Origin of the sequence: Cobetia sp. L2A1, assembly GCF_009796845.1 — a bacterium.
In the GTDB taxonomy this organism is placed as follows: Bacteria; Pseudomonadota; Gammaproteobacteria; order Pseudomonadales; family Halomonadaceae; genus Cobetia.
The window spans coordinates 1,111,150-1,136,175 of the sequence record NZ_CP047025.1; the positions used below are offsets into that span (position 1 = coordinate 1,111,150).

Annotated in this window: 23 protein-coding genes; 20 read left to right on the forward strand and 3 right to left on the reverse strand. The window is 58.7% G+C overall.

The features are described from left to right. Positions 1-186: 186 nt before the first annotated feature. Positions 187-390, reverse strand: coding sequence for a cold-shock protein (locus GQR90_RS04805; RefSeq protein ID WP_024950534.1), 204 nt, complete (start codon positions 388-390; stop codon positions 187-189). 248 nt (positions 391-638) lie between these two features. Here GQR90_RS04805 and GQR90_RS04810 point away from each other — a divergent pair, with 248 nt between their 5' ends. The 8 genes from GQR90_RS04810 to GQR90_RS04845 all read left to right on the forward strand — a co-directional run bounded on the left by GQR90_RS04810 (position 639) and on the right by GQR90_RS04845 (position 6,471). Further along, the gene (locus GQR90_RS04810; RefSeq protein WP_158773124.1) at positions 639-1,478 is read left to right on the forward strand and encodes an isopenicillin N synthase family dioxygenase; all 840 of its coding nucleotides are present in this window, start codon (positions 639-641) and stop codon (positions 1,476-1,478) included. A 164-nt stretch (positions 1,479-1,642) separates the two neighbouring features. Further along, complete coding sequence (locus GQR90_RS04815) at positions 1,643-2,053, forward strand: NINE protein (RefSeq protein WP_158773125.1); 411 nt, start codon at positions 1,643-1,645, stop codon at positions 2,051-2,053. Between the two features lie 37 nt (positions 2,054-2,090). Next, positions 2,091-2,519 (forward strand): hypothetical protein, encoded by a 429-nt coding sequence (locus GQR90_RS04820; protein ID WP_158773126.1) that lies wholly within the window; start codon positions 2,091-2,093, stop codon positions 2,517-2,519. Next, positions 2,519-3,232 carry a ZIP family metal transporter gene (locus GQR90_RS04825; protein WP_158773127.1) on the forward strand — a complete coding sequence of 238 codons (714 nt, stop codon included), beginning with the start codon at positions 2,519-2,521 and terminating at the stop codon, positions 3,230-3,232. The genes GQR90_RS04820 and GQR90_RS04825 overlap by 1 nt, the downstream gene beginning before the upstream one ends. Before the next feature lie 95 nt (positions 3,233-3,327). Next, positions 3,328-3,912 carry an exopolysaccharide biosynthesis protein gene (locus GQR90_RS04830; protein ID WP_158773128.1) on the forward strand — a complete coding sequence of 195 codons (585 nt, stop codon included), beginning with the start codon at positions 3,328-3,330 and terminating at the stop codon, positions 3,910-3,912. A gap of 219 nt (positions 3,913-4,131) precedes the next feature. Next, positions 4,132-4,776 carry a LysE family translocator gene (locus GQR90_RS04835; protein WP_158773129.1) on the forward strand — a complete coding sequence of 215 codons (645 nt, stop codon included), beginning with the start codon at positions 4,132-4,134 and terminating at the stop codon, positions 4,774-4,776. A 67-nt stretch (positions 4,777-4,843) separates the two neighbouring features. Beyond that, the gene (locus GQR90_RS04840; protein ID WP_158773130.1) at positions 4,844-5,380 is read left to right on the forward strand and encodes a hypothetical protein; all 537 of its coding nucleotides are present in this window, start codon (positions 4,844-4,846) and stop codon (positions 5,378-5,380) included. Positions 5,381-5,502: 122 nt separating this feature from the next. Then, complete coding sequence (locus GQR90_RS04845) at positions 5,503-6,471, forward strand: hypothetical protein (RefSeq protein ID WP_158773131.1); 969 nt, start codon at positions 5,503-5,505, stop codon at positions 6,469-6,471. 118 nt (positions 6,472-6,589) lie between these two features. Here GQR90_RS04845 and GQR90_RS04850 read toward each other — a convergent pair whose 3' ends face one another. Further along, positions 6,590-8,737 (reverse strand): transglycosylase SLT domain-containing protein, encoded by a 2,148-nt coding sequence (locus GQR90_RS04850; RefSeq protein ID WP_233266434.1) that lies wholly within the window; start codon positions 8,735-8,737, stop codon positions 6,590-6,592. Between the two features lie 63 nt (positions 8,738-8,800). Between GQR90_RS04850 and GQR90_RS04855 the strand changes: the two genes are divergently transcribed. The 12 genes from GQR90_RS04855 to sixA all read left to right on the forward strand — a co-directional run bounded on the left by GQR90_RS04855 (position 8,801) and on the right by sixA (position 23,897). Then, the gene (locus GQR90_RS04855; protein WP_158773132.1) at positions 8,801-9,118 is read left to right on the forward strand and encodes a YkvA family protein; all 318 of its coding nucleotides are present in this window, start codon (positions 8,801-8,803) and stop codon (positions 9,116-9,118) included. Between the two features lie 168 nt (positions 9,119-9,286). Continuing rightward, positions 9,287-9,673: an MAPEG family protein gene (locus GQR90_RS04860; RefSeq protein WP_158773133.1), complete on the forward strand. Its 387-nt coding sequence runs from the start codon at positions 9,287-9,289 to the stop codon at positions 9,671-9,673. Further along, positions 9,670-10,839, forward strand: a complete 1,170-nt coding sequence (locus GQR90_RS17585; protein ID WP_233266435.1) for a PaaI family thioesterase — start codon at positions 9,670-9,672, stop codon at positions 10,837-10,839. Before GQR90_RS04860 ends, GQR90_RS17585 begins: the two co-directional genes overlap by 4 nt. Before the next feature lie 311 nt (positions 10,840-11,150). Further along, positions 11,151-13,034, forward strand: coding sequence for a molecular chaperone HtpG (gene htpG, locus GQR90_RS04875; protein WP_158773134.1), 1,884 nt, complete (start codon positions 11,151-11,153; stop codon positions 13,032-13,034). 303 nt (positions 13,035-13,337) lie between these two features. Beyond that, positions 13,338-14,261 (forward strand): glucosaminidase domain-containing protein, encoded by a 924-nt coding sequence (locus GQR90_RS04880; RefSeq protein WP_158773135.1) that lies wholly within the window; start codon positions 13,338-13,340, stop codon positions 14,259-14,261. 102 nt (positions 14,262-14,363) lie between these two features. Further along, positions 14,364-16,421: an ATP-dependent helicase gene (locus GQR90_RS04885; protein WP_158773136.1), complete on the forward strand. Its 2,058-nt coding sequence runs from the start codon at positions 14,364-14,366 to the stop codon at positions 16,419-16,421. Next, positions 16,414-18,090: a protein adenylyltransferase SelO gene (locus GQR90_RS04890; RefSeq protein ID WP_158773137.1), complete on the forward strand. Its 1,677-nt coding sequence runs from the start codon at positions 16,414-16,416 to the stop codon at positions 18,088-18,090. Before GQR90_RS04885 ends, GQR90_RS04890 begins: the two co-directional genes overlap by 8 nt. Positions 18,091-18,617: 527 nt before the next feature. After that, on the forward strand, positions 18,618-19,817 hold the full coding sequence (locus GQR90_RS04895; RefSeq protein ID WP_199269472.1) for an NAD(P) transhydrogenase subunit alpha: 1,200 nt from the start codon (positions 18,618-18,620) through the stop codon (positions 19,815-19,817). After that, on the forward strand, positions 19,814-20,146 hold the full coding sequence (locus GQR90_RS04900; RefSeq protein WP_158773138.1) for an NAD(P) transhydrogenase subunit alpha: 333 nt from the start codon (positions 19,814-19,816) through the stop codon (positions 20,144-20,146). Before GQR90_RS04895 ends, GQR90_RS04900 begins: the two co-directional genes overlap by 4 nt. Then, positions 20,146-21,534 carry an NAD(P)(+) transhydrogenase (Re/Si-specific) subunit beta gene (locus tag GQR90_RS04905; RefSeq protein WP_158773139.1) on the forward strand — a complete coding sequence of 463 codons (1,389 nt, stop codon included), beginning with the start codon at positions 20,146-20,148 and terminating at the stop codon, positions 21,532-21,534. Before GQR90_RS04900 ends, GQR90_RS04905 begins: the two co-directional genes overlap by 1 nt. A gap of 248 nt (positions 21,535-21,782) precedes the next feature. Further along, on the forward strand, positions 21,783-22,910 hold the full coding sequence (locus GQR90_RS04910) for an NAD(P)H-dependent glycerol-3-phosphate dehydrogenase (protein WP_158773140.1): 1,128 nt from the start codon (positions 21,783-21,785) through the stop codon (positions 22,908-22,910). Positions 22,911-23,387: 477 nt separating this feature from the next. Next, positions 23,388-23,897, forward strand: a complete 510-nt coding sequence (sixA, locus tag GQR90_RS04915; RefSeq protein WP_158773141.1) for a phosphohistidine phosphatase SixA — start codon at positions 23,388-23,390, stop codon at positions 23,895-23,897. Positions 23,898-24,065: 168 nt separating this feature from the next. Here sixA and GQR90_RS04920 read toward each other — a convergent pair whose 3' ends face one another. Next, positions 24,066-25,016, reverse strand: coding sequence for an AEC family transporter (locus GQR90_RS04920; protein WP_158773142.1), 951 nt, complete (start codon positions 25,014-25,016; stop codon positions 24,066-24,068). Positions 25,017-25,026 lie beyond the last annotated feature (10 nt).

Below are 25,026 nucleotides of genomic sequence, written 5' to 3' on the forward strand. Positions count from 1 at the left end.
CGCCTTCATGTGGCATGCAAACGCCGAAGCGAATCGCTTCGGCGTTTGCGCGTCTGGTGCTTGCCCTGCCTCCGGCGCTGCTCTTGCAGACACAAAAAGCCCGCCTTTCGGCGGGCTTTTCTGTTACTTGGTACTTGCCATCATCAGGCAGCTGTTGAGGGCGGCCTGAATAGACTGATCAGGAGATCAGGCTACCTTGATGTTTGCGGCCTGAAGGCCTTTCTTGCCCTGAGTGACGTCGAAGGTAACCTTCTGACCGTCTTGCAGAGACTTGAAGCCTTCTGACTGAATTTCAGAGAAATGTGCGAACAGGTCGTCGCCGCCGTCGTCAGGAGAAATGAAGCCGAAACCTTTAGTGTCGTTAAACCACTTGACTGTGCCAGTTGCCATGATTCTTTCCTTGCTTACGAGATGATATTGGTGGTCTGCCCATCAGACCGAGGTGCGTTGGTGTGGCTAGGGGGAATTCCACCAGAGAGACGTGTTACGTCCTGCGACGACATCCTTTCCTGCTTAACCTACGCATGCAGCCAAAACTGCACATGCTTGCATCTTTATCGAACAGAAAGTAGTCGTATTGGCGACACCTTCCTGCTCAAGTAGGATGCTCACACAGAGCCAACATAGATGGAAATGCCATGAAGGTCCAGAACGTAGATTACCGCTCGGCTGATGCCGCCGAAAAATTCGTCGAATCCCTGCGCACAACAGGCTTCGGTGTCATTAGAAATCATCCGATTTCTCATGATCTGGTCGAGAAGATTTACGCCGAATGGGCTGAATTCTTTGCCAGTGTCGACAAACTTGAATGGCGTTTCGATCCGAAAACGCAAGATGGCTTATTTCCGGCGAATGTCTCCGAGACGGCCAAGGGCAATACGGCGCGTGACCTCAAGGAGTATTACCATATCTATCCGTGGGGCAAGATACCGGAAAGCCTGCGTGCCAATGCAATGGAATATTATCGTCAGGCAGAAGCCTTCGCCGCTGAGCTGCTGAGCTGGGTAGAAGCCCACTCGCCGGCAGACGTCGCTGCGCTTTATCGTGAACCGTTGTCCAATATGATCAAGGACAGCGGCCAGACATTGCTTCGCGTGCTGCACTATCCACCGATGACCGGTAGTGAAGAGCCGGGGGCAGTGCGTGCAGCCGCGCATGAAGACATCAATCTTCTGACGGTCTTGCCGGCCGCCAACGAGCCTGGTTTGCAGGTGATGGACGTCAACGGTGAGTGGATGGATGTGCCGTGCGATCCGGGTCAGCTGGTGATCAATGTCGGTGACATGTTGCAGGAAACCAGTGGAGGGTACTTCCCGTCGACGACTCACCGTGTGATCAATCCCACCGGAGAGGGTTCTAGTCAGTCGCGTCTGTCGTTGCCATTGTTCCTGCACCCGCGTCCGGAGGTGGTGCTATCTGACAAGCACACGGCGGATTCCTACCTCAAGGAACGTCTGCGCGAACTGGGCGTCATATAACCTCGCAGCGCTGCCCTCATAACGCCATCCTCGTACTTGCGTGGATGGCGTTGTCGCTTATGGAAGCGCCATCAGTGGCCTCGCGCCTTGTTTCACGGCCCCTGTGGCCGCATTTGATATATTCGGTTATTACCATGTGCCGCTGAGCGGCTAAGGCATTGTTCATGACAGACTCCCCTGTAGTTCAGGACACACACTCAAAGACGATGGGCTACCTGCTGTGGATCTTCGGTTTTCTCGGCGCGCATCGCTTTTATTACGGCAAGCCGGTCACTGGCACCCTTTGGCTGTTCACCTTCGGCCTGCTGGGTATCGGCTGGCTGATTGATCTGTTCCTGATCCCCGCGATGGATCGTGAAGCGGACTTTCGCTTCCGTGAAGGTCCCATCAACTACTCACTGAGCTGGATTCTGCTCACGTTCCTCGGTGTCTTCGGCATCCATCGCATGTACATGGGCAAATGGCTGACGGGGCTGATTTACCTGTGCACCGGTGGCCTGTTCCTCATTGGGGTGCTGTATGACTTCTGGACGCTGAACGATCAGATATCCGAGCGTCAATCTCACGCCGGCTGATAACGCCGTCTCTACTGTCAATGACAAGGAAGTGAACATGGTCTGGCTAAAAGCATTCGTGGCGGCCTTTCTGGCGACGCTGATCTTCCATCAGGGGCTGTTTGGGCTCTTCTATCTGGTGGATCTCGTGCCCAAGGCACCCTTCAACATGACACCGGTTGGCCCTCTGGGAGTGCCAGCGGTGATCTCTCTCGCCTTCTGGGGCGGCTTATGGGGCCTACCGTTATGGGCGCTGGTGCGCGGTCGAGTTGGCATGCGTCATTGGGTGATCAGCCTGATATTCGGCGCTGTCGGCCCCACGGCTGTCGCGATGTTGATTGTCTTCCCGCTCAAGGGGATCGCGGTCGCGCCCGTCATGGTCGTAGGAGGATTGATTCTCAATGGCGCCTGGGGTGTTGGCACCAGCCTGCTGATGCGCGCACTGGGTGAGCGTTCCGTGAAAACCAAGGCTCCCAAGGCGTCTTGATGACTGACATTCCGTGGAAAATGCTGGCCCTGGCGTGGATGGCAGGGCTCTGCATTCCACTGGGTGGCGTCATTGCCCAGTGGGAGCGTAGCCATGAAAGTCATGTCAAACGCAGCTGGCTTGCCGGAATCACGGCGCTGGGGGGAGGTATCCTGCTGGCGGCGATATCTCTGGTGCTGGTACCGCACGCCATGAATGCGTTGCCGCTATGGCCCCTGTTGGGGCTGTTTCTACTTGGTGCGGTCAGCTTCATGCAGATTGATCGCTGGTTGGCGCGTGATGGCAGTGCCAGGGGGCAGTTATTGGCGATGTTGATGGATTTCATCCCTGAGGCGATTGCACTGGGTGCCTTGGCCTCAGCATCCCCCTCCGCGGCAATGCTGTTGGCCGTGTTCATCGCGGCCCAGAATCTCCCTGAGGGCTTCAATGCCTATCGCGAACTTGACGGGGCGGGACTTAGCGTCTTCACGGGGATGAGTGCCTTTGTGCTGCTGTCATTGTTGGGGCCGCTGGCGGCACTCGCCGGGCACCTGTGGCTTGCTGATGCTCCGATGGTGTTGGGCGCAGTGATGGCCTTCGCGGCAGGCGGCATTCTTTATCTGGTCTTTCAGGATATTGCGCCCCAGTCGCGGGTAGCGCATCACTGGTCTCCACCACTCGGCGCCTCGTTGGGTTTCACGATTGGCATGCTGGGAGATCGCCTGGTGGGGTGAATCTGTAAGTCCCTGAATCTGTAAGTCCCTGAATCTGTGCTGTCATGGCCCACTCACCGGCCGATCTCGTCACACCTCCTCGATACGGATCAATCATGAGCGAATACTGCAAGGACAGTGGCCTGACCGGGCTGCTGGAAGAGTTGGATCGTGAGATAGAAGGCGATATTTCGCTCGGCGCCATACTGAAACATTTCAACTCACGCGGCTTTGGGCCCTTGCTGGTATTGCCGGCACTGCTGGTACTGCTGCCGACCGGGGCAATCCCCGGTGTGCCCACCACCTGCGCCCTGTTCATCGTGTTGATTGCGGGCCAGTTGCTATTGGGGTATCGCACGCCATGGTTGCCGAAGCGACTGGCCCAGTTCAGCTTCGCGCATGCACGTCTGTCTCATGGCGTGCAACGGGCCCGCCCATGGACGCGCCGTATCGACAGACTCCTGAAACCACGGCTGGGATTCATGACTCGTGGGCTTGCGTATCGTGGTATCGCCTTGCTTGCCATCCTGCTCGCCACGACCATGGTGCCTCTTGAGCTTGTGCCATTCGCTGCGGCAATTCCTGCCGTCACGCTACTGTTGTTAGGCCTCGGGTTAGTGGGGGAGGATGGCCTGGTCATTCTTTTCGCCTTGCTGGTCATGCTGGCAGATGTTCTGGCGAGTCTGTGGTTGATAGGTTGAACCTGGCGTTGGAACGTCAATCACCACGCCACGTACTCTGTGTGGCTGAGGTCTTGTCAGCCAAACGGATCAGCCGCCGTCAAGCGTCGGGAAGTAAAGCTCAGGTGACGTGACGAGTGATGACCTGGAAGGCTTTTCAGGCCGCCTACGCTCGCCTAGACTGGACGTCTGTCCATGCCACGGGAGCATGGAGTCACGCCTGTCAGAAGGACATTCAGCATGTTTGATTTCATTCACTTCGATACCGCCTTCTGGTCCTTTCTGGTGGCCATTACTCTGCTGACCGTGACCCCCGGCGTCGATACACTGCTGGTGATACGCAACACCTCACGTGGCGGGTTACGCGATGGTGTACTGACCAGCGTGGCCATCTGTGCAGGGCTTTTTGTACACGCATTAGTGTCATCAGCAGGTATTTCATTGATCTTGCTGCAATCGGCATGGGCCTTTTCGGCGCTCAAGCTGATCGGAGCAGCCTATTTGATCTGGCTGGGCATGAAGAGCTTGCTGAGTGCACGCCGTGCGCGAGGTCTGGAAGTTGACGCCAAGGTAATCCGTCAGCACGTGTCAGTCTGGCAGCCATTGCGTGAGGGCTTTCTCTCCAATGTGCTCAATCCCAAGACAGTGGTCTTCTACATGGCGTTTCTGCCGCAATTCATTGCGCCGACGGATCCGGCAGTCCTCAAGTCCCTGTGGCTGGCTGGCATTCACTTCGTGATTGCCAATATCTGGCAGATCAGCGTGGCCCTGATGGTTGGCGGTGCTGGCCGATGGTTGGCGAAGCCGCACGTGTCGCGTTGGATGGAAGGCATCACCGGGTCGGTGATGGTACTGCTCGGAGCGCGCCTCGCGCTCAGCCGCTAGGCCGTGTAGGCGATAGTGATCATTGCGATGGAGAGCCCGGGATAGCAGTACGTATCCCACATGACACATGGATCCTGTGACATTGACCCTGGCGGCCTTTCTCAATGTCGTCACCCACCTTGAGCAGCGCGACATCGCGGATGTCTATGATTCGCGTGTGCAGCAGCTGCAGGTGCTCTATTACGGTTACAACATCGATTTTCGCCACCAGTTATGGCGTATTGATGGTGCTTCCGTATGTGAGAGTATCGGTAGAAGTGGCAGTCCTGGTGAGCAGCGCAACTGCTCGCGTATGGCTAGTCGCTTGTTTGTCGAGACGTGCCATGCGTTGCAGCAGCGCGGTCGTGCGGCGCACATCGAGACGCGCACCATGTACTGCAAGGCGGCCGCCACCTACAAGCCGCTACGCGACCCTTACGCAGGTATGACGCCAGCACAGCGTGAGGCGCGCAAGTCGCTCGAGGCTGCCCAACAACGTGCCGAGCATGCCTGTAATCGTTATGTACTCGATGCATTGTCGTCGAACTCGCTTGAAGTGCTGCGCTTGCGACAGCGTTATTGTAATGAGAGCAATCGGCTGTCATCTCGACTGGAGAAGCCATAAAGGCGCAGGATAATTGCCAGTCGTGATTGCCAAGACGCGTGCGACAACCGTGGATATTCGTCATGTTGTCATAACATAGAGACCGGCCCGTCAAGGCTGGCAAAGGCAGGGAACGCAATCGAATGAGTCTTTCACATACCTTACGTCGCCGGATGGGCGGATGTATCGCGGTGGTGCTTGTGGTAGCAGGGATCGCTGCCTGGCTATATGCCGTCGATGAAGGACGTTGGGTCGGGCGCGCGACCACACGGCCAGAAACATTGAATCTGGAGACGGTTGAGCAGGGCAATTTACCGGTCAATCAATTCGTCTCGCTACGCAATCACTGGGCAGTCTATCGTGAGCACGTCGCGACCTTCCGACTCGATGCCACGAGTGGTGAAGGACAGAAAATCGAGACGCTGTATTATCCGGTCATTTCTGACATGAACCCTTATTTGTTGGAGCTGGCGGGACTATCGCGTGCCTTTGGCGGTATCGATAACATTCCTGATGCTGAGTGGCCGCGTATCGAGAAGATGGGCGTGCTGATACGCACCGACTCTGTCGAGAGCCTTGAGAATGTGCCGCCGCTGATCGAGTTCCCGGACGGTTTGTTCGGCACGGTGTTACATGCCGAGACCGACCTGCCGGGGGATGAGCGTGAACTGCTGGCGCAGCGCTGGCCTGAGATTGACCTGTCGCGGGTCGTCATCATCAATGCCGGCCATCGTCCGGGCAATGTCTGGTCGATGCTCGTTTATGGCGGGCTAGGCGTGGTCAGCTGGGGGCTGGCGATTCTGATCGCCTGGCGCTTATGGCGTACGCCGCGTTCTTCTGCGACATCACGGAGGCAAGGTGGGCAGGGGGCATTTCATGCTCAGCACGGCGATAGTCTGTCAGCCAGCAGTCCCCTGGAGGCGGGCACACCCTTCACCAAGGCCAAGGGACAGGCGCCACGAGAGAGTAATGAACGCTCGCTTAGCTATGCTGAGGCACTCGGACGTTATGCTCCACAGCATGATGCGCCTTCCACTTCGCGGCTCTCTGATCTCAAGGCGGCAAAGGATACGGCACCGTCAACGGGTATTCGTCCACAGCGTGATGACTGATTCCTGACGTGGGCCATGGCGTGTCTCGTACCGGTACGTTGCAAGCCAGCACTGAAAACGCCAGCCCCTGGGGGCTGGCGTTTTCATGTTGCCAGTAATGGTTGCTGACGCCAGTGAATCAGCGACGGTCGACCAGTGCAGTGGTATAGCTCTGGTTGACTTCACGTTCACTGACGACCCTGACGCCTTCACTTGAGCCCTTGGCGAGGCTCTCGAAGATGACACGGTAAGCGAGTACCGCCTTGACGTACTCACGTGTTTCCTTGAAGGGGATACGCTCAACGAAGCGATCGTACTCACCCGGCGTATCGGCCAACCAGCGATCGACACGACCCGGGCCTGCGTTGTAGGCAGCAGCGGCTGCCAGGCGGTTGCCGGAGTAGCGATCCATCATCTCGCGAATGTAGGTGCTGCCGAGACGGATGTTGGTGTCTGGATCATTCAGTGCAGAATTGCTCGGTACCGACAGGCCCAGGTCACGACTGACCTTGGCTGCCGTGCCCGGCATCAGCTGCATCAGGCCACGGGCGCCGACAGGTGAGGTTGCCGTCGGATTGAAGGCGCTTTCGCGACGCGCCAGCGCCATCAGCATCCACGGGTCGACGCCAGCATTGGCACCGTAACGCTGAAAGTCCTGCTGCCAGGCGGGCGGGAAGCGCCAGGACAGGCCGTCCCACAGCTTGCCGCGAATGGTTGTAAATACACTCAGGTCGTACCACTGCTGCTTGAGCGCGTAAGCGGCCAGACGGCGTGCTCCTGCGTCATCGGCCTGGGCGGCAGCATTGAACCACTCAGAGCGAGCCAGTCCGATCTCGTTGATGTTCATCAGCGCTTTCACGCGTTTCACCACCGGAAGTTCGCCGACATCGGCCATCTCGGCATCGGAGAAGACCTGGTCATCACGGTTCAGGGCATACGCCTTGCCAATACGATCAGCGGCGAGGAATCCGAAGAAATTGCGCTCACCTGCTGCACGCGTCCAGGCTGCTTGTGCCTCTTGCTGATTACCGAGACTGGCGTCAGCACGGCCCAGCCAGTACTGGTAGCGCGCTTCGCCGCTGAAGCGATCCGGCATCTTCAGCACCCATTCATGCACGTCTGACCAGTTGCCTTCACGTACCGCATTACGCATGCGCAGGTCGAACAGCTCCTCGTCGTCGAGTACCGGCAGGCGGGCATCTACCCAGCCGCGGTTGTTGGGTACATCACGTACCAGCGAGTAGAAGGCCAGATCACGCTCGACTTCATGACGCTGCTCATCCGTCATCGGCATATGCGGATTGATCTTGCGCCATGCTTCCAGCGCGGCTTCGGTATCAGCGCGAGTAAAGCCATGCATGGCCGCCACACCCAGGCTTGCAAAGGCATGTCCGCCATGTCCAAGGTTGGTCGGGATGCGCGTGATGGCCGAGAAGTTGCCCTCGAGTTGCTCGCGTGCAGAGATGGCCTGTTGCCAGTTACTGGAAAGCTGGCGTTCCAGATAGCTGGTCATACTGCCTTGGCCGGCTGCCCAGGCGAGCATGGCGCGCTCCCAGATGGCCTGGTCATCAATCACGCCACGATCGCGCAGGGCAGAGAACAGTGAGTCACAGGCCGAGTCCTGAGAGCCTGAGACATGCCAGAGCTCCAGGCCGCCACGGGACGCACTGGCGAAGTCATGCGATAACTGAGCCGTGTAGTAATAACATTGGCGAGTGGCACCGGAGGGTATGCCATCACTGACTTCGAGCAATGACTCATGACGACCGGTACGCCCATAGGCGGAGATGGCCTGACCACGCATCCACTCCGCCAGTGGTGAATCGGCGTGACGCTCGATGAAGGACAGCACTTCAGAGGCTGTCACATTGGGCAGGCGTGCCTTGAGCTGGTGATACTCGATATAGCCTTCCAGTACATGACCATTGACGGCGGTCTGCTGGATGTCGTCGAAGCGTTTGGCACGCGCATCATTGAAGGCGGAGCGGAAGCTCTGGTCGCTTGGAGTGGCTGCCTGCAGCGGCAGGCTCAACCCTAGCAGTAAGCCAAGGCCGGTCAAGTGACGCAGCGTAGCAAGGCGGCGTAATCCACGTATGCCGCGGCCGGTATGGGAAGAAAGCATGGCTGGTGTCACCTGTAGACTCCTGCGACTGTCGGTAATGGGGCGGAATGCCATTGCGACCTTGTGGTAGCGACCTGGTGCCCCGATTCTCAGTATCTGGGGTTGCCGATTCAGCACCCACTGACGTGCATCGTGGCAGCCGATGGCGCTGAATAACAGTACCATCTGATACTGGCCCCAAGATGCCGTGAAACGTAAATGCTGTAAAAAGTACGAGGAGTCTCCCGTATGGGCAAGGCGTTATGGTTGACGCGACTGTTTGGACGTCGCCGTATTCTGGGCAAGGCAGGCGCAGCACTGCGTACGTTAGGACCACTGATTCGCGATGTGGTTTCTGGCTGCTATCGCCCGGTGCCGTGGAAAGCGCTGGGTCTGGCGGCGGGGGCATTTGTCTATCTGATATCGCCGCTGGATCTGATCCCTGATGTACTGGTGGGTCTTGGACTGCTGGATGATCTCGTGATCGTGACCTGGTTGCTCGGCAAGCTGGATGATGCACTGGAAGATTATCGCTGCTGGCGGGGCGAAGCGTCGCCGAAGGAATGATCATCTTGCTGATACACCATGTTGTCTAGTGCTATCCATTCGCCGCATGGCCGTGCGCAATGAGTCTGGTCTATGCTCGGCCTGATATATCAAACGGAAGTTTGAAACATTGCGAGTGAGGTGCCTGCACCTGCTTGTCTGTTCTTCATGACCCCCAAGGAGCCTGTGATGCTCATCTATGCCTGTCTGGTGTTTGCTGCGTTGATGCTGGTGTTCACCAAGATGCCGGTGGTTTGGGCGCAGCAGCGTGCTGGTGGATATGACAATCATGACCCGCGCGCTCAGCAACGTACGCTCGAGGGGATTGGCGCCAGGGCACTTGCGGCACATCACAACAGTATTGAAGCGTTCCCGGTCTTTGCCACCGGTGTGCTGGTCAGCATCATCGTCGCCCCTGGTGCCCCGCTTGCGACCACGCTTGCGGTGATATTCGTACTCGCACGCTTGGGTTACTGGGCCTGTTATCTGGCCAATATTGCCCTATTGCGCTCACTGCTGTGGGGTGTCGGCTTCATCGTGTCGATCATGTTGATGGCCATGCCATTATGGATGTGAGCACTACATCACTGGCAGAGGCCACGGACAGTCACCAGAGCCTGTTGACGCTGGCCGTCAATCTACATGACGTACCGTGTGCTGGTGGGGAGCTGGAGGACGCGGCATGGCAGCATGCGCTATCACGTTTTGTCGATTTCATTCCGCATACTCAGCGGCTGGGAGTCACGGTAGAGGCAGTCCGGGCTCCCGCGGTGCGTATGCAGCTTCCATGGCAGTCCGCGTTGATCGGCGACCCGCATCGGCGGTTGGTGCATGGCGGTGTGCTGACGATGTTTGCCGACACCCTGTGTGGTGGCGCGGTACTCACTGGATTGCCGATGCCGGAAGTCTGTCCGACGCTGGATCTGCGCCTTGATCATTATCGCCCCGGAATAGAAGGGCTACCGTTGTATGGAGAGGCGCGAGTGCTGCGGGTGACCGAGTCGATGGTGTTTACCGAGGCGCAGATCTGGCAGCAGCCAGGCCGACTTCTGTGTCGCGCCATTGGTAACTTCGTTCGACTGGGGGAGCGCAATACCCCTTCCGGCTTTGTCGAGGCGTTGCTGGCGGCGGCCAGGACGTCTGCTGCGGCATCCTCCTCGACGGCTCCGACTAGTAATGCGACACATGCTCCATCAGGCGAGATAGTGGTGAATACCTCGGATATTGAGCAGAACGCACGTGGATTGCTCAGTGCACGTCGCTTTGTCGAAGAACAGCGGACACATGCCCAGCTGGCAGCTTTACTGGCGAGCCTGCCGTATGCCAAGGCGATTGGCCTTGGGCTGTGTGCGCTCGAAGAGCCACCGACTGCAGAGACCGAGCTACTACCGGATCACGCGGTCCGCTACGAGATGGCCGCCATGCCGGATAATATCGGCAATCCGCTGCTACCCGCCGTACATGGTGGTGTCCTGGCCGCGGCGATGGAAACGGCGGCCACACTTGAGGTGCTCAGGCGCTATAGCGATGCCGGTCAAGAGGCGCGGCTGCCCAAGCTGATCGACTTCTCCATTGATTATCTGGCGACTGCGCGGGGCGATAGCACGACACGGATCGAATGTGAGGTGATTCGGGCAGGGCGGCGTATGGTCAACGTGCGTGCCAGCGCCTGGCAGCGGTCACTCGGGCGGCTGGTGGCCAGTGCCCGCATGCATTTTGTGCTGGAGACATTGGAGGGTTGATGCGTTGTGATCAGCTGGATTTTTGATCTGATGGCTGATTCGATGACTCGTCAGGCGATTGATAGGATCGTAGGTATTCATCAGGCACTCCTTGGTTGCGACAGCGCCTCGGGGTGCCTTTTCATTTGTCGTTAGCCATCGCTAGTGCCTTGAAATCGCTCACCCTTGCCCCATATCTGGTTCACGAGTGCTCTGGAACGACCTGTCGCCGATAAAGGCGGGCGACCACGAGCCGATTTTTCCTGCCGCAGCTGCCACATTGACTGCTGCGGGTATCCACATCAGGCATCCACCACGAGGGGTCCCTTGCAATGACGACCGCAACGCATACTGAAACACACGGTTTCCAAGCCGAAGTGAAGCAGCTGCTTCACCTGATGATTCACTCCCTGTATTCCAATCGCGAAATCTTCCTGCGCGAGCTGGTCTCCAATGCTGCCGATGCCTGCGACAAGCTGCGCTATCAGGCACTGGACAACGATGCCCTCTATGGCAACGACAGCGAGCTGCGCATCGAGATCGAACATGATGCCGAAGCGAAGACCGTTACGCTGCGTGATAACGGCATCGGCATGAGTCGTGACGACGTGATTGCCAATCTGGGTACCATCGCACGCTCCGGCACTGCCGAGTTCATGAAGAGCATGTCCGGTGATCAACAGAAAGACTCACGTCTGATTGGTCAGTTCGGGGTCGGCTTCTATTCTGGCTTCATCGTCGCGGATGAGATTACCGTGCGCACCCGTCGTGCTGATCTTGAAGCTGATCAAGGCGTCGAGTGGACCTCACGTGGTGAAGGTGAGTTCAGCGTCGCCGACATCGAGCGCGCCGCGCGTGGTACTGAAATCGTGCTGCACCTCAAGGACGATGCCGTCGAATTCGCTGATGACCACCGTCTGCGCAGCCTGATCACCAAGTACTCTGATCACATCGAACTACCGGTACGTATGCCGCGTGTCGAGAAAGATGATGAAGGTAACGAGCAGGTTCATTGGGAAACCGCCAACTCCGCGACGGCGCTATGGGTGCGCTCAAAGTCCGAGGTCAGCGATGAGGAGTACAAGAACTTCTACAAGCATGTGTCTCACGACTTCTCTGATCCGCTGAGCTGGAGTCACAACAAGGTCGAGGGCAAGCTTGAGTACACCAGCCTGCTGTTCGTGCCGGGTCGTGCGCCGTTTGACCTCTATCAGCGTGAAGCTGCACGCGGACTCAAGCTTTACGTACAGCGCGTCTTCATCATGGACGATGCCGAACAGTTCCTGCCGCTGTACCTGCGTTTCATCAAGGGCGTGCTGGATACCAATGACCTGTCGTTGAACGTCTCGCGTGAGCTGCTGCAGCAAGACCCGCAGGTCGACAAGCTCAAGTCGGCGCTGACCAAGCGTGGTCTGGACATGCTCAAGAAGCTGGCCAAGGACCCGGAGCAGTACCAGACCTTCTGGAATCAGTTCGGCTCCGTGATCAAGGAAGGCCCGGCAGAAGACTTCGCCAATCGTGAAAAGATTGCCGAGCTGCTGCGCTTCTCCAGCACGCTCACTGACAGCGCCACGCAGGACCAGTCACTGGCCCAGTACGTGGAGCGCATGAAGGAAGGCCAGAGCAAGATCTACTATCTGGTCGCTGATAGCTTCAATGCCGCCAAGTCCAGCCCGCATCTCGAAATCTTCCGCAAGAAAGGCCTCGAAGTGCTACTGCTGACTGATCGCATCGACGAGTGGCTGATGAGCCACCTGACCGAATTCGATGGCAAATCCTTCGCAGATGTCGCCAAGGGTGATCTCGATCTCGGCGACGTCGAGAACGAAGAAGAGAAGAAGGCACAGGAAGAGACCGCCAAGTCCAAGGAAGCATTGGTCAAGCGCGTCAAGGAAGCACTGGCCGAGAGCGTTCAGGAAGTGCGCATCACTCATCGTCTGACGGATTCTCCGGCCTGTGTCGTGCTGCCGGAGCATGAAATGGGCTACCAGATGCGCAAGATGATGGAAGCGGCGGGCCAGCCGCTGCCGGAAGTGAAGCCGATTCTTGAGCTGAATCCGGAGCACGCGCTATTTGGTCGCCTGGAAGGTGGTGAAGGTGATTACTTCACTGATTTGGCCCATGTGCTGTTGGATCAGGCCATCATCGCTGAAGGTGGCGCGCTGGAAGATCCGGCCGCCTACGTGCGTCGTCTGAATGGCATGCTCAGCGCGTAATACTGCGCCTGGATAGTCATCATCGAATGCTCCATCGTGTTGATGGAATAACGCCCTCGCAGCTTCGGCTGCGGGGGCGTTTTGCTGTCGAGTGTCGTGATCCTCTGTCATCAGGTCGGTATTTGACGACATTGTTTGGCGTATTTTTTCACGATTCATGAGCAGAACAGGCTTCTCCGCAACGCTTTTTTGAGGTTTCATGCAGCACTCATCACTACGTTGATGGACTGACAGGTATCTCTTCCTTGAGTCTGACGTTTCGGGCGGCGTCTTGAGCCCTCATTCTGACTGCGAGCGCAGCGTATGACATATCTTCACTCCTTGTCGCAGCCGATGATGTTGAGGCCGATAATGGCGCTGGCGGCAGGGCAGCGGTTGATGTTGGGTCGATTGGCTTGTGCGCTGAAGCGATTGGGCGCGCGTGGCTGGCAGGGGCCGCTGACGATACTGTGCATCATGCTCGTGATCGCCGTCAGCATGGGGTCTGCTGCCCAGGCCGCCCGTCTTGATGACGAGCTGGTAGCCAGAGACAACACTCAGCAGATGCCGGACTTGCGCTCGCTAGCCGCAGGAACGCCACGCAAGGTGGCGTTCTTTGAGCTGATGATTCCACTGGTGGTTGCCGAAAATCAGCGTCTGATCGAGCAGCGCGATTGGTTGCTTGCAATGCGCAAGCGCGCCGGAGACGGTGGGCGGGATTATAGTGAGCGTGAGCAGGAGCGCCTCAACGGGCTATGCGAGCAGGCCAGCCTCCCGTGCGATGTGACGCGCGAGGATATTGGCGTCAGCTGGAATCGTCTGCTGCTGCGTATCGATACGTTGCCGTTGGACATGGTGCTGGTGCAGGCGATCGAGGAATCTGGCTGGGGCACCTCGGGGCATGCGCGTGATGCCAACAATCTGTTTGGGATGCGCTGTTTCAGGCGCGGATGCGGCATCGGGCCGGCAGGGCGCGAATACCGACGCTTTGAAAGCCTGGAGGCGGGAGTGGCCGCCTATTTCAGCAATCTCAATGCGCAGCGCAGCTACGCTGAACTACGCGAGATGCGGGGTCGTCTGCGCAATGCCGGCCAGCCCGTGCGCGCAGAAGAGCTGATTCCGACGCTCTCCGCCTATTCGACTCGCGGCAACGCCTATTTCACCACCCTTTATGACCTGTTGCGCTGGAATCGCGGCCTGATGCGTACCGTGCGTGAGCGACTCGCCGCCAATGGTGCTCTGTCGTAAGCCGCCTGTTCGCCTGGCACGTGGCTCGCACGTGGCTCGTTGTCGCGCATTTCGGCGATGGCGGGCCTTGCCCCCTGGCCTAACAGGGGCGATCATGCCGTCATGCATCTGAGCAATGACCAGCGGCGAATTCTCGCCCATCCCTTTCCCTCGCGCATGCGCGATCGCACGCCGGCCACCAGTGCCGAGCAGAGCGATTGTGTCGTCGTGCGTGCCTGTGCCGGTAGCGGCAAAACCGTACTGATGGTGGAATTGGCGCGGACCTACGCCGATGAAACTCTCATCTATACCTCCCTCAACCCAGCCGTAGCCGGGCGTACTGCTAGCCAGTTGCCGGACAATGTCCGCTGTCTGTCACTGCATCAGCTGGCACGGAAGGCGCTGGCAGAAGAATATGGCGACAAGCTCACACGTCAGCAGGACATCACACGTCGACTAACCCCGCAGAGCCTGAGCTGGCTCGGCAGCCTTTCCAGCCAATCGCGCAGCCAGATGGCACAGGGGCTCAATACCTTCTTCGCCGCCAGCGATGCAGTCCCCATGCCTGAACATCTGCCTGAAAGCGTCGCTGAGCGGCTATCGCCAGCGGAGCTGCGTCAGCAAGTGGATAGCATGCGCCTGGTATGGGAGTGCTTGCTGGACCCGGCCGACCACCAGCAAGGCCTGTCATTCAATGCACTGCTCAAGTTGTGGTCGCAGCATGGTCAATCGCTGGAGGCTGATCTGGTCATGTTGGATGAGGCACAGGATGCCACTCCAGCGTTACTGGCGATGTTGCGCCGTCAACGCTGTGACCTGTTGCTGATCGGTGATCCGCATCAGAGCCTGACGCGTCAAGATGAAGGGTTGAGTTCGTTGGATTCTCCGATACTGGCGGACGCGACAGTCTACTCGCTGCCCGGTGCCTGGCGTTTTGGCCCGTCTCTGGCGGCATTGGGCACACGACTGGCCGCCTGTTCACCGACGGCGCGCGAGCAGGGCATGAGTGGCCTGGGACCAGCGACGCGACTGGCGACACCCGGAGTCCGTGAGACCTTGCTGCGCAATGGTACTCGGCACAGCATTATCAGTGCCGGACCGATAGCCATACTGGGTGAGGCATTGGCCTTACATCAGCGGGGGATGGTCGTGGCGTGGCTGGATGGCATTGAAGGTTATCCGTTGGCTGGTTTATTGGATCACTGGCGGCTGTGGCGTTGCCATCAATGGGCAGAGCAGGGCGACATCGCGAGCCAGCGTGAGCTATGGCGACTGCTACCGCCATCGTTGACGCGCCTGGGCCAGACACCCGCTCAGGTATTGGGCGCGTTGACGCGTCTTGATGATCATCAGGCGCGCGGTCTGCACGAGCTGGCGTCGTGGTACGCGCAGGCCCCGCTGGATCGCTGGATAGGCGAGTTGCGCAAACAGGATGGTGATTTGCAGGCGGCCATCGTCAGTGGGCAGTCGGTCTCCATGCCTACCGTCATGCTCGGCACCGTCTTTCGTGCCAAGGGTCTGGAGTTCGATTGTGTGGTACTGGCCAATGATCTGGCACTACCGGGTAGCCGCCAGCAATTACCGAATCAGGTACTGGCCACCAATTTGAGTTACACCGCCGCCACACGTGCGCGTCAGTTATTGGTTCTCAACGATACGCTGAGTCTCTGGTGGCAGGCCCAGCCCGAGAGTGAGCACTTCCCTCTGCTGGATGCGTTGCCGGAGGTGGCGGCCGCGACTGATACTCTGGATTCGCCGCAACGGGCCCATACCCCGCACCCCTGGTGGGGCAAGGCACGACTGGCGGAGTTGGCACTGACTCCGCGCAAGCGCCTGCTATTGCGCCGCGCGCAACATGCACATGACATCTCTGCGCAAGCGCATCAGCAATCGTTGCCAGGCGTGACCGCCGAACGCACGTCAGCGGCGGATAGCGGCAATCAAGCGCTGCAGCGCCAGGCACGCTCCGACACTACCGCCCGTAAGCTGTATGAGATGGCCAGTCAGTTGCCACCAGGCCGCCCATCCGGTGGACTGAGAGGGCTGCTGACGCCTGATGATGGCACTGACGCTGATAGCGACAACGACAAGTCCTCCAGGCTGCCTTCTGGCACTCCTCCTTCTACTTCCCCCAGCGGATCGATGCTGAGCATTGATCCGACGGAGCCTCTCGATGAGTGATTTTCCTGGCGCTGCCACTCCGCAGTCCTTCTCGACACTGCGTTTCAATAACCGTTATGCACGCTTGCCGGAGCACTTCTTCTCTCGCATGGCCCCGCAGTCACGCTTGGCCACGCGCTTGGCTGATGTGAGTCCTGACTGCGCTCGCCTGCTAGGGCTGACGGAGCTTCTGGAAGACGGTTCTGACTCACCGGCACGCGAGCAACTCCGTCAGGTAATGGCGGGAGAGCAGGTGCTTCCCGGTATGGATGCGCTGGCCCAGAAGTACACTGGCCATCAGTTTGGTCAGTACAATCCGCAGTTGGGAGATGGCCGTGGTCTGTTGCTTGGCGAAATGATCGTGACGCGTCCGGGCACCGATGTACCACAAGAGGCCACCTTTGACCTGCATCTGAAAGGCGCCGGACGAACTCCGTATTCTCGCTTCGGTGATGGTCAGGCAGTGGTGCGTTCCAGCGTGCGCGAATACCTCGCCAGCGAATACATGGCGGCACTTGGTATCCCGACGAGTCGCGCACTGGCGTTGGCCGTCAATGGTGAGCGCGTTCAGCGTGAAGTGATTGAGCCTGGTGCCACTCTGATGCGGGTGGCCGAAAGCCATCTGCGTTTTGGGCACTTCGAGTGGTTGGCGCATTCAGGCCGTTATGACGACCTCAAGGTGCTGATCGACCATGCATTGCGCGAGCACTTCCCTGAATGTCTGGCGCAGGCGCGCGCCGACACGCCATCCAGCGATGACATGCCCTTGGAAGACGCTGTGCGGATCGCCGCAACGCTGGGCATGTTCAAGACAGTGATCGCTCGCACCGCGCGTTTGATTGCCGCCTGGCAGAGCTATGGCTTTGTGCATGCGGTGATGAACACCGACAACATGTCACTGCTGGGAATGACCTTTGATTACGGTCCGTATGCCTTCCTTGATGGCTATGAGGCCAATCTGATTCCCAACCATACCGATCAGGCAGGTCGCTATGGCTTTGCTCAACAGCCGGGTATCGGTCTCTGGAATCTGGAGCGATTGGGCGTGGCATTCTCGCCGCTGATTGACGTCGAGGCGCTTTCCGAGGCGTTGGGCCAGTACGAAGGTGAGCTGCAGCGTGAGTACGCGCGCCTGATGCGTCTGCGTCTTGGCCTGCCGGATACCGATGATGAGGACATGACGCTAGTACAGCAGTGGCGTGATCTGCTGACAGAAGGGCGCGTTGATCATACGCATGCCTATCGCTTGCTGAGCCATTGGGATGTAGCGCAGCCGGCGCCGGCTGCGCTAGTGACATTGCTGGCCGGCACCCAAGGGTTGCATGTCGATGCCGATGAGGCGCGCGCAACGTCGTGGCTGACACGCTATCAGGCCCGTATCGCCGCCGCCGATCTGTCAGACGACGACGAGCGTCAGCGTCGTCTGGGCATGCTCGGTTGCAATCCACTTTATGTGCCACGTACGCATCTGCTGCTGGAAGTGATTGCGCAGGTCGAGCAGGGGAATGATGGCTCACTGTCGGCATTTCGCAAGCGTCTGAGCATGCCCTTCTTCCGTCCTGAAGAGGGGAGTGTTGAGGCGGCATTGACGCTTGGTACGGCACAGGGTGTTGATGCAGAACTTGCTGATGACTGGACGCGTCCCCCCGCACTGGACGCCGCGCCTATTTGCATGAGCTGCTCTTCTTGAGCACTGCCCCTGACCCCTTGTTGTTGATAGCGCTTCGGGTAGATTGACGGCTGATGAAGTGTTGAGGATGGCGTGAAAGAGAGCACCATCACTTGGTAGTGCTCTTTACCATGGCGACACTCAACTCAGCCATAAGGCAGAGGTTATGTGATACATAACAGAAAGCTGAGCTACGCTTGGCAGAGCGCTATGCATAAAGTCATTGGAAATCATGTTGTTGGCGTGCCGACTATCGGTCAGCAGACATAAGGCTACTGTTATGCATGGCATAACATTAGCTTTATGGTTGATTTTATTGGCTTTTTTATATCGAAGCGCTTGACCCCAGTATGCCGACAAGAAAAGACTGATAGTGGACACCTTTTCACGCTGCACATTGGATTCGTGCTGTGTAGCACACAATAAAGCGGCTGATACCTCCACGCGAAAGCGTTGCGGAGCGAATCGGCGCTCAACAGGAATGAAGCCATGGACCACCCAAGGCAGATTGCTTTCGGTATGGAGACTGACGTGAGACGAGGTGCGCGATGCTGAATATTCTTGTCGTGCGTGAAATGCGCGCACTCGACAGTGCAGTGGATGTTCTGGCGCGCGGCGAGTGCCGTGTCGCGCTTGACCCGATCACGGCTGGCAAGCTGGCGCGGCACCTGGACCGCGAGTTGAAAGATGACAGCGCGGCCCTCGTGCATGTCGAGAGCGGCGCAGGCCGTCATGCTCACTTCACGGATGATGCCTACGTCGCTCAGCCGGGGGTGGCAGTGGTTGCCGAGGAGGATATCGCTGCCGCGCGTGCTGCTGCTGATCTCGTGCTGTGTGTACGGACACCGTCTGAAGAGCAGATCGCTCAGTTCCGTGAGGGTGCTGTCGTTGTCGCACTGATGACGCCGTATCTGAACCCACAGCTGATCACCACGTTAGCGACTCAGGGGCTGACCAGCCTGTGCATGGAGTTCGTGCCGCGTATCTCGCGGGCGCAGAGCATGGATGCGCTGTCCTCTCAGGCAGCCGTCGCGGGCTATCATGCTGCGCTGCTGGCCGCCAACGAGTCCTCGGTCTTCTTCCCGATGTTGACGACTGCGGCCGGTACCGTGCGCCCAGCGCGTGTCGTGGTGGTCGGGGCTGGCGTGGCCGGCTTGCAGGCGATTGCCACGGCCAAGCGTCTCGGCGCACAGGTATGGGCGTATGACATCCGTGCGGCCGCGCGTGAGCAGGTCGAGTCTCTCGGTGCCAAGATGATCGATACCGGTGTCGACGCTTCCGGTGAGGGCGGTTACGCCCGCGAGCTGACAGAGGATGAACGTGCACAGCAGGCTGACGCGCTGGCACGTCACATGGGTGACGCACACGTGGTGATCTCGACGGCCGCGATTCCGGGGCGTCCGTCGCCGCGCATCATCAGTCGCGAGATGGTCGAGGGCATGAAGCCCGGCGCCGTGCTGGTCGACCTGGCCGCTGAAGGTGGCGGCAACTGCGAGCTGACCGAACCCGGCAAGCGCGTCGAGCATTCCGGTGTGACGATACTGGGCCCGCTGGACATGGCCTCGAGTCTGTCCGTCAATGCCAGCGAGATGTACGCCAAGAATCTTTTCAATCTGCTGACCCCTTTCATGAAAGACGGCGAGCTTGTGCTTGATTTCGAGGATGCGGTGCTCGGCCCGATGCGTCTGACCGACGGTGGCCGCATCACCCACGATGACGTGCGCGCTCGCGCGGAGGACGCCTCATGATCGAAGGACTTTCTGCCGTATACATTCTGATGCTGGCGGCCTTCGTCGGCTACGAGGTCATCTCGCGCGTGCCTGTCATCCTGCACACCCCGCTGATGTCCGGTTCCAACTTCATCCACGGCATCGTACTGGTCGGGGCGATGATTGCGCTCGGTCAGGCCGAGACGGGCATGCAGCAGTTCATCGGCTTCATCGCCGTGTTGCTGGGCGCGGGCAACGCCGTCGGCGGCTATGTCGTCACCGAACGCATGTTGGAAATGTTCAAGGCGAGCGACCGCACCAAGGGCGCAGGCGCTACCAGTGGTCTTAAAGATAAGGAGGCTCGCTGATGAACTGGCTGGTCGAAACAGGGTATTTCGCGGCGGCGGTGGTGTTCATCCTCGGTCTCAAGCGCATGTCTCACCCCACCACGGCGCGCAGTGGCATTCATTGGGCCGGCATCGCGATGGTCGTGGCGACGCTGCTGACCTTCCTGCATCCGCAGATTGACGGGCGCTATGGGCTGATGCTGCTGGCGATCGTGATCGGTGGTGGTATCGCCTGGTACTCAGGCAAGAAAGTCGCCATGACTGACATGCCGCAGATGATTGCCATCTACAACGGCATGGGCGGTGGTGCGGCAGCGGCAATCGCCGCGGTTGAGCTGATGCGCATGAGCGACAATCCGGCCTTGATTGAAGAGCATGGTTCACTGGCGCTGTGGCTGGGTGTTCTCGGGGCAATGATCGGTGCCATCGCTTTCTCGGGCTCCATCATTGCCTGGGCCAAGCTGGATGGCCGCATCAAGAAGGCAGTCCACTTCCAGAGCCAGCAGCTGATCAACATGATCGTGTTGGGTCTGACGGTCTATCTGGGTGTCGTGATTGCCGCGGTTGAACCGTCCAGCTCACTGGTGTTGGTGTTCTTCGCGCTTGCACTGTTGTTCGGTGTGATGCTGGCACTGCCCATCGGTGGCGCGGACATGCCGGTGATCATCTCGCTGTTCAATGCGCTGACGGGCCTTGCGGTCGCGATGGAAGGCTTCGTGCTGGGCAACGCCGCGATGATCATCGCGGGTACTGTCGTGGGGGCCGCCGGTACGCTGTTGACGCAGTTGATGGCCAAGGCGATGAATCGTCCGATCCGCAACGTGCTGTTCAAGCAGTTCGGTGGTGCAAGCAGTGGCGAGCAGAGCGAGATCGAAGGCAGCATGAAGGCATCTGCTCCGATGGACGCCGCAGTACAGCTGGCCTTCGCCGATCGCGTCATCATCGTGCCGGGTTATGGCATGGCCGTCGCTCAGGCGCAGCACAAGGTCTGGGAAATGGTTGAGCTGCTGGGTGAGCGTGGCGTGGAAGTCCGCTTCGCGATCCACCCGGTTGCCGGCCGCATGCCAGGCCACATGAACGTGCTGCTGGCGGAAGCCGGGGTGCCGTATGACATGATCGCCGATCTGGACGAGATCAATAATGATTTCGAGACCACTGACGTGACGCTGGTCATTGGTGCCAACGACGTGGTCAATCCGGTCGCCAAGAGCGATCCTTCAAGCCCGCTGTATGGCATGCCGATCCTGAACGTTGATCAGTCACGTAACGTGCTGGTGATCAAGCGTGGTCAGGGGGCTGGCTTCTCGGGCGTCGAGAACCACCTGTTCTATCTCGACCAGACGCACATGGTCTACGGTGATGGCCAGAAAGTGGTCGGAGACATGATCACGGCGCTCAAGACGCTGTAATGTCTCACCAGCTCCAGAGCCTGAGTGGTGCAAAGCAGTACATGCCAGGTTCGTGAGTGTCAGCAATGTACTGACACAACGCCGGTAATCCCGAAGCCGTCAGGCTGAGAGATTACCGGCGTTGTCGTTTCTGCGTTTTACACGTACAGGTGACGATGCTGATGTTCTCACGCTAACTGTGGTTACAATGGTGGTTAGTCACTCATCTGGCTCACTTCATTCAATTTTCGGTTATACAGGGAGTCTTCATGTCTGCTTCTTCACCTACTCCTCGTCGAACCCTCCGCGATCGTGAGATTCGCGAAGTGCCACTTCAGGCTGCTGGCTTGAGTGTATGTGTATTGGGCGGCGGAAGTTTCGGTACTGCCATCGCCTCGATTGCAGCTGACAACGGTGCTGCCGTGACTCAGTGGATGCGTGATGCCAACCAGGCGCATGAGGTCAATACCGAGCACCGTAATTCAGGCTATCTGCCAGATTTCGACATCAATCCTGGTGTGAGAGCCACGACCGACATGGCGGATGCGCTGGCCAAGGCTGAGCTGGTGTGCGTCGCGATTCCCTCCAAGGCCTTCCGTACGGTCGTGCGCCAGGCACGCGAGCATCTGCGTGAGGGGCAGATCTTGATCGCGACCACCAAGGGCATCGAGAGCGAGGGCTTCACGCTGATGAGCGAGGTGCTGGAGCAGGAGACTGGCTTTACGCACATCGGTGTGTTGTCCGGGCCCAACCTGGCTGCCGAGATCGCGCAGCGGCAGCTGACGGCGACGGTGATTGCCTCGGACGATGCCTATACGCGCGCGCGAGTGCAGACCGCATTTGGTTGTGACTACTTTCGTGTCTATGCCAGCAGCGACCGCTACGGCGTTGAGCTGGGAGGAGCGCTCAAGAATATCTACGCCATTGCCGCTGGCATGGCTGCTGCACTGGGCATGGGCGAGAACACTCGCGCGATGTTGATGACACGTGCGCTAGCCGAGATGAGTCGCTTTGCGGTCGCCAAGGGCGCCAATCCGATGACCTTCCTGGGTCTGGCGGGTGTGGGCGACCTGATCGTCACCTGTTCGTCACCATTGTCACGTAATTATCGGGTCGGTTTTGCACTGGGTGAGGGCCGCACGCTGGAGGAGGCGGTCGAGGTGCTGGGGCAGGTCGCCGAAGGCGTCAATACGGTACGTCTGGTGCAAGAGGAGTCCAAGCGCCTTGGTATCTACATGCCGCTGGTCAGTGGTATGGCGCAGGTGCTGTTCGAAGGCATTGACCCGCATCACATGGCGCGTGCCTTGATGGGAGGGGAGCAATCCAGTGATGTAGAGTTCGTGCTGTCGCGTGAGTCGGTGCAGCAGGCGCGTCATCTGGAACCAGATGCCTCGTGAAGGCTCTAACACGATGTGCTGAGCTCTGAGGTGAGCTCTGAGGTGAGCTCTGAGGTGAAGGCACAAGGTGGCCTGGGGCATGAGCTGCCAGGTCCAACGATAGAAAAGTGATCACATCAGCGAGGCGAAAAATCATGGCATGAACCAGTAGCGGCATCTCATCATCCCTACGAAGTTAACGTTACATCGTGATTCCCGGCGGTATGCACTGACACTCATTCATGAACTTTTACTTCACCCGTCACCGTTCATGTGCTGTTGTTGATCTACTGTCAGTGATACCGCGTCATTCGCCTGCCCTGTGGCATCCATTTCGTCACCAGCTGCCTGCCACCGGCATTCATCCAGCATCATTTTTCAGCATCGACAGGCAGCACCCGGTAATGCGCCGGTGGGCGGATGAGGGAGATATTCATCGACTCGGCATGTCCCCTGAGAGACAAGCGATGCCGAGTATTCATTGTCAAGGAGAAGGTCATGAGTGTACTCATCATGCGGCACGGCGAAGCCCAGGCAGGCTCGCCAGATGCCAGTCGAGAATTGAGTGAGCACGGTCGCGAAGAAGCGCGACGCATGGGGCAATGGCTTGCCCGTCAGCTACCTGCCGAGCGTCGTGCACGTCTGACGCTGGTGGTCAGTCCTTTCACTCGTGCCCAGCAGACCGCGCAGGAAATTGCCTCGGCCTTGCAACTGTCAGGCGAGCAGCTGACCACGATTCAGATCATTACACCGGATGACCCGCTTACGCCGGTACTCGACTGGCTGCAGACTCATGTGCCCCCGAGATCCGACATGCGTGAGCCGCGTGATTGGCTGATCATCAGTCACAATCCGCTAGTGTCGAGCCTTGCCAGTGCGCTGGTCGATGGCCCGGGGAGCACGCAGCTGGCCTTTGCGACCGCAAGTCTGGCGTGGCTGGATGCCGATGTCTGGGCAGCAGGATTGGCTGATCTGCATCAATTCGTGAGCCCTGTCGAACTGAGTTGATATCGGCACGAGAAGCCCTGAGAAAACCGAAAAGGACACAACGACAAAGCCCCCGTCAGCGCAATGCTGGCGGGGGCTTTTCTTTTACGCGTGAGGTCTGGCGATGCTTGTGAGGTCTACTGGCGCTGGTGACATCCACGGGCGCCTGTTTCTCAGCATGGACGGTTGTCAGAGCAGGCCGATCAGTTTCAGCACGAAGATACCTGCCGTGATGGTGATGCCGGCCATCAAGGTACTGACGGCGATGATGTTGGCTGCAAGGCGATCATTGCCACCCATCGCGCGCACCATCACGAAGCTTGCTGCTGCTGTCGGAGAAGCGAAGAACAGGAACATGATGCCCAGCTCCGTCCCTCGGAATCCCAGCAACACGGCCACTGTCGTTGCCAGCAGGGGCACGCTGATCATCTTCATCAGGCTGGATTTGAGCGCTAGGGCGCGCCCTTCGCGCAGTGAACGCATCGACAGCGTGCCCCCGATGCAGATCAGTGCCAGTGGGAGAGTCATGCGTGCGAAGTAGTCGCCAGAGGTCTCCAGCCATACCGGGAGTTGCCAGCTGAAGCCGGCGAAGGGCAGGGCTGCCAGTACGCCAAGGATCAATGGGTTGGTGATGATGCCACGCGCAATCCCGAGCCAGCTGGTCTTGCCTTCTCCCAGGTAGCTGGACAGCACCACCACAGACAGAATGTTGTAGGACAGGATGACGACGCCCATCAGGATACCGCCCATCGACAGTCCCAGGTCACCGTAGAGGTTGGCCGCCAACGCCAGGCCGACGATGGCGCAGTTGCCTCGAAAGCCTCCCTGTACGACAACGCCACGCTCGGCCCTTGGCACACGCAAGATTGCCCAGCCCCACAGCAGCAGGAAAGTGACAAGTGTCGCGACGGCAAAGTAGACCAACATGCCGGGACGCAGCGCGTGATCGAGATCGGCGCGCACGATGGAGAGGAATACCAGCGCCGGCATGGTGCCCTTGAAGACCAGTGAGGAGGCGGTGCCGATGAAGGTATCGTCAATCCAACCGATACGCTTGAGGCCCAATCCCAGAAAGACCATCGCGAACACCGGCACGGTGGTGTTGAGGGTGGTGATGAACAGCGACAACATCTCGTTCATGTCACGTCCT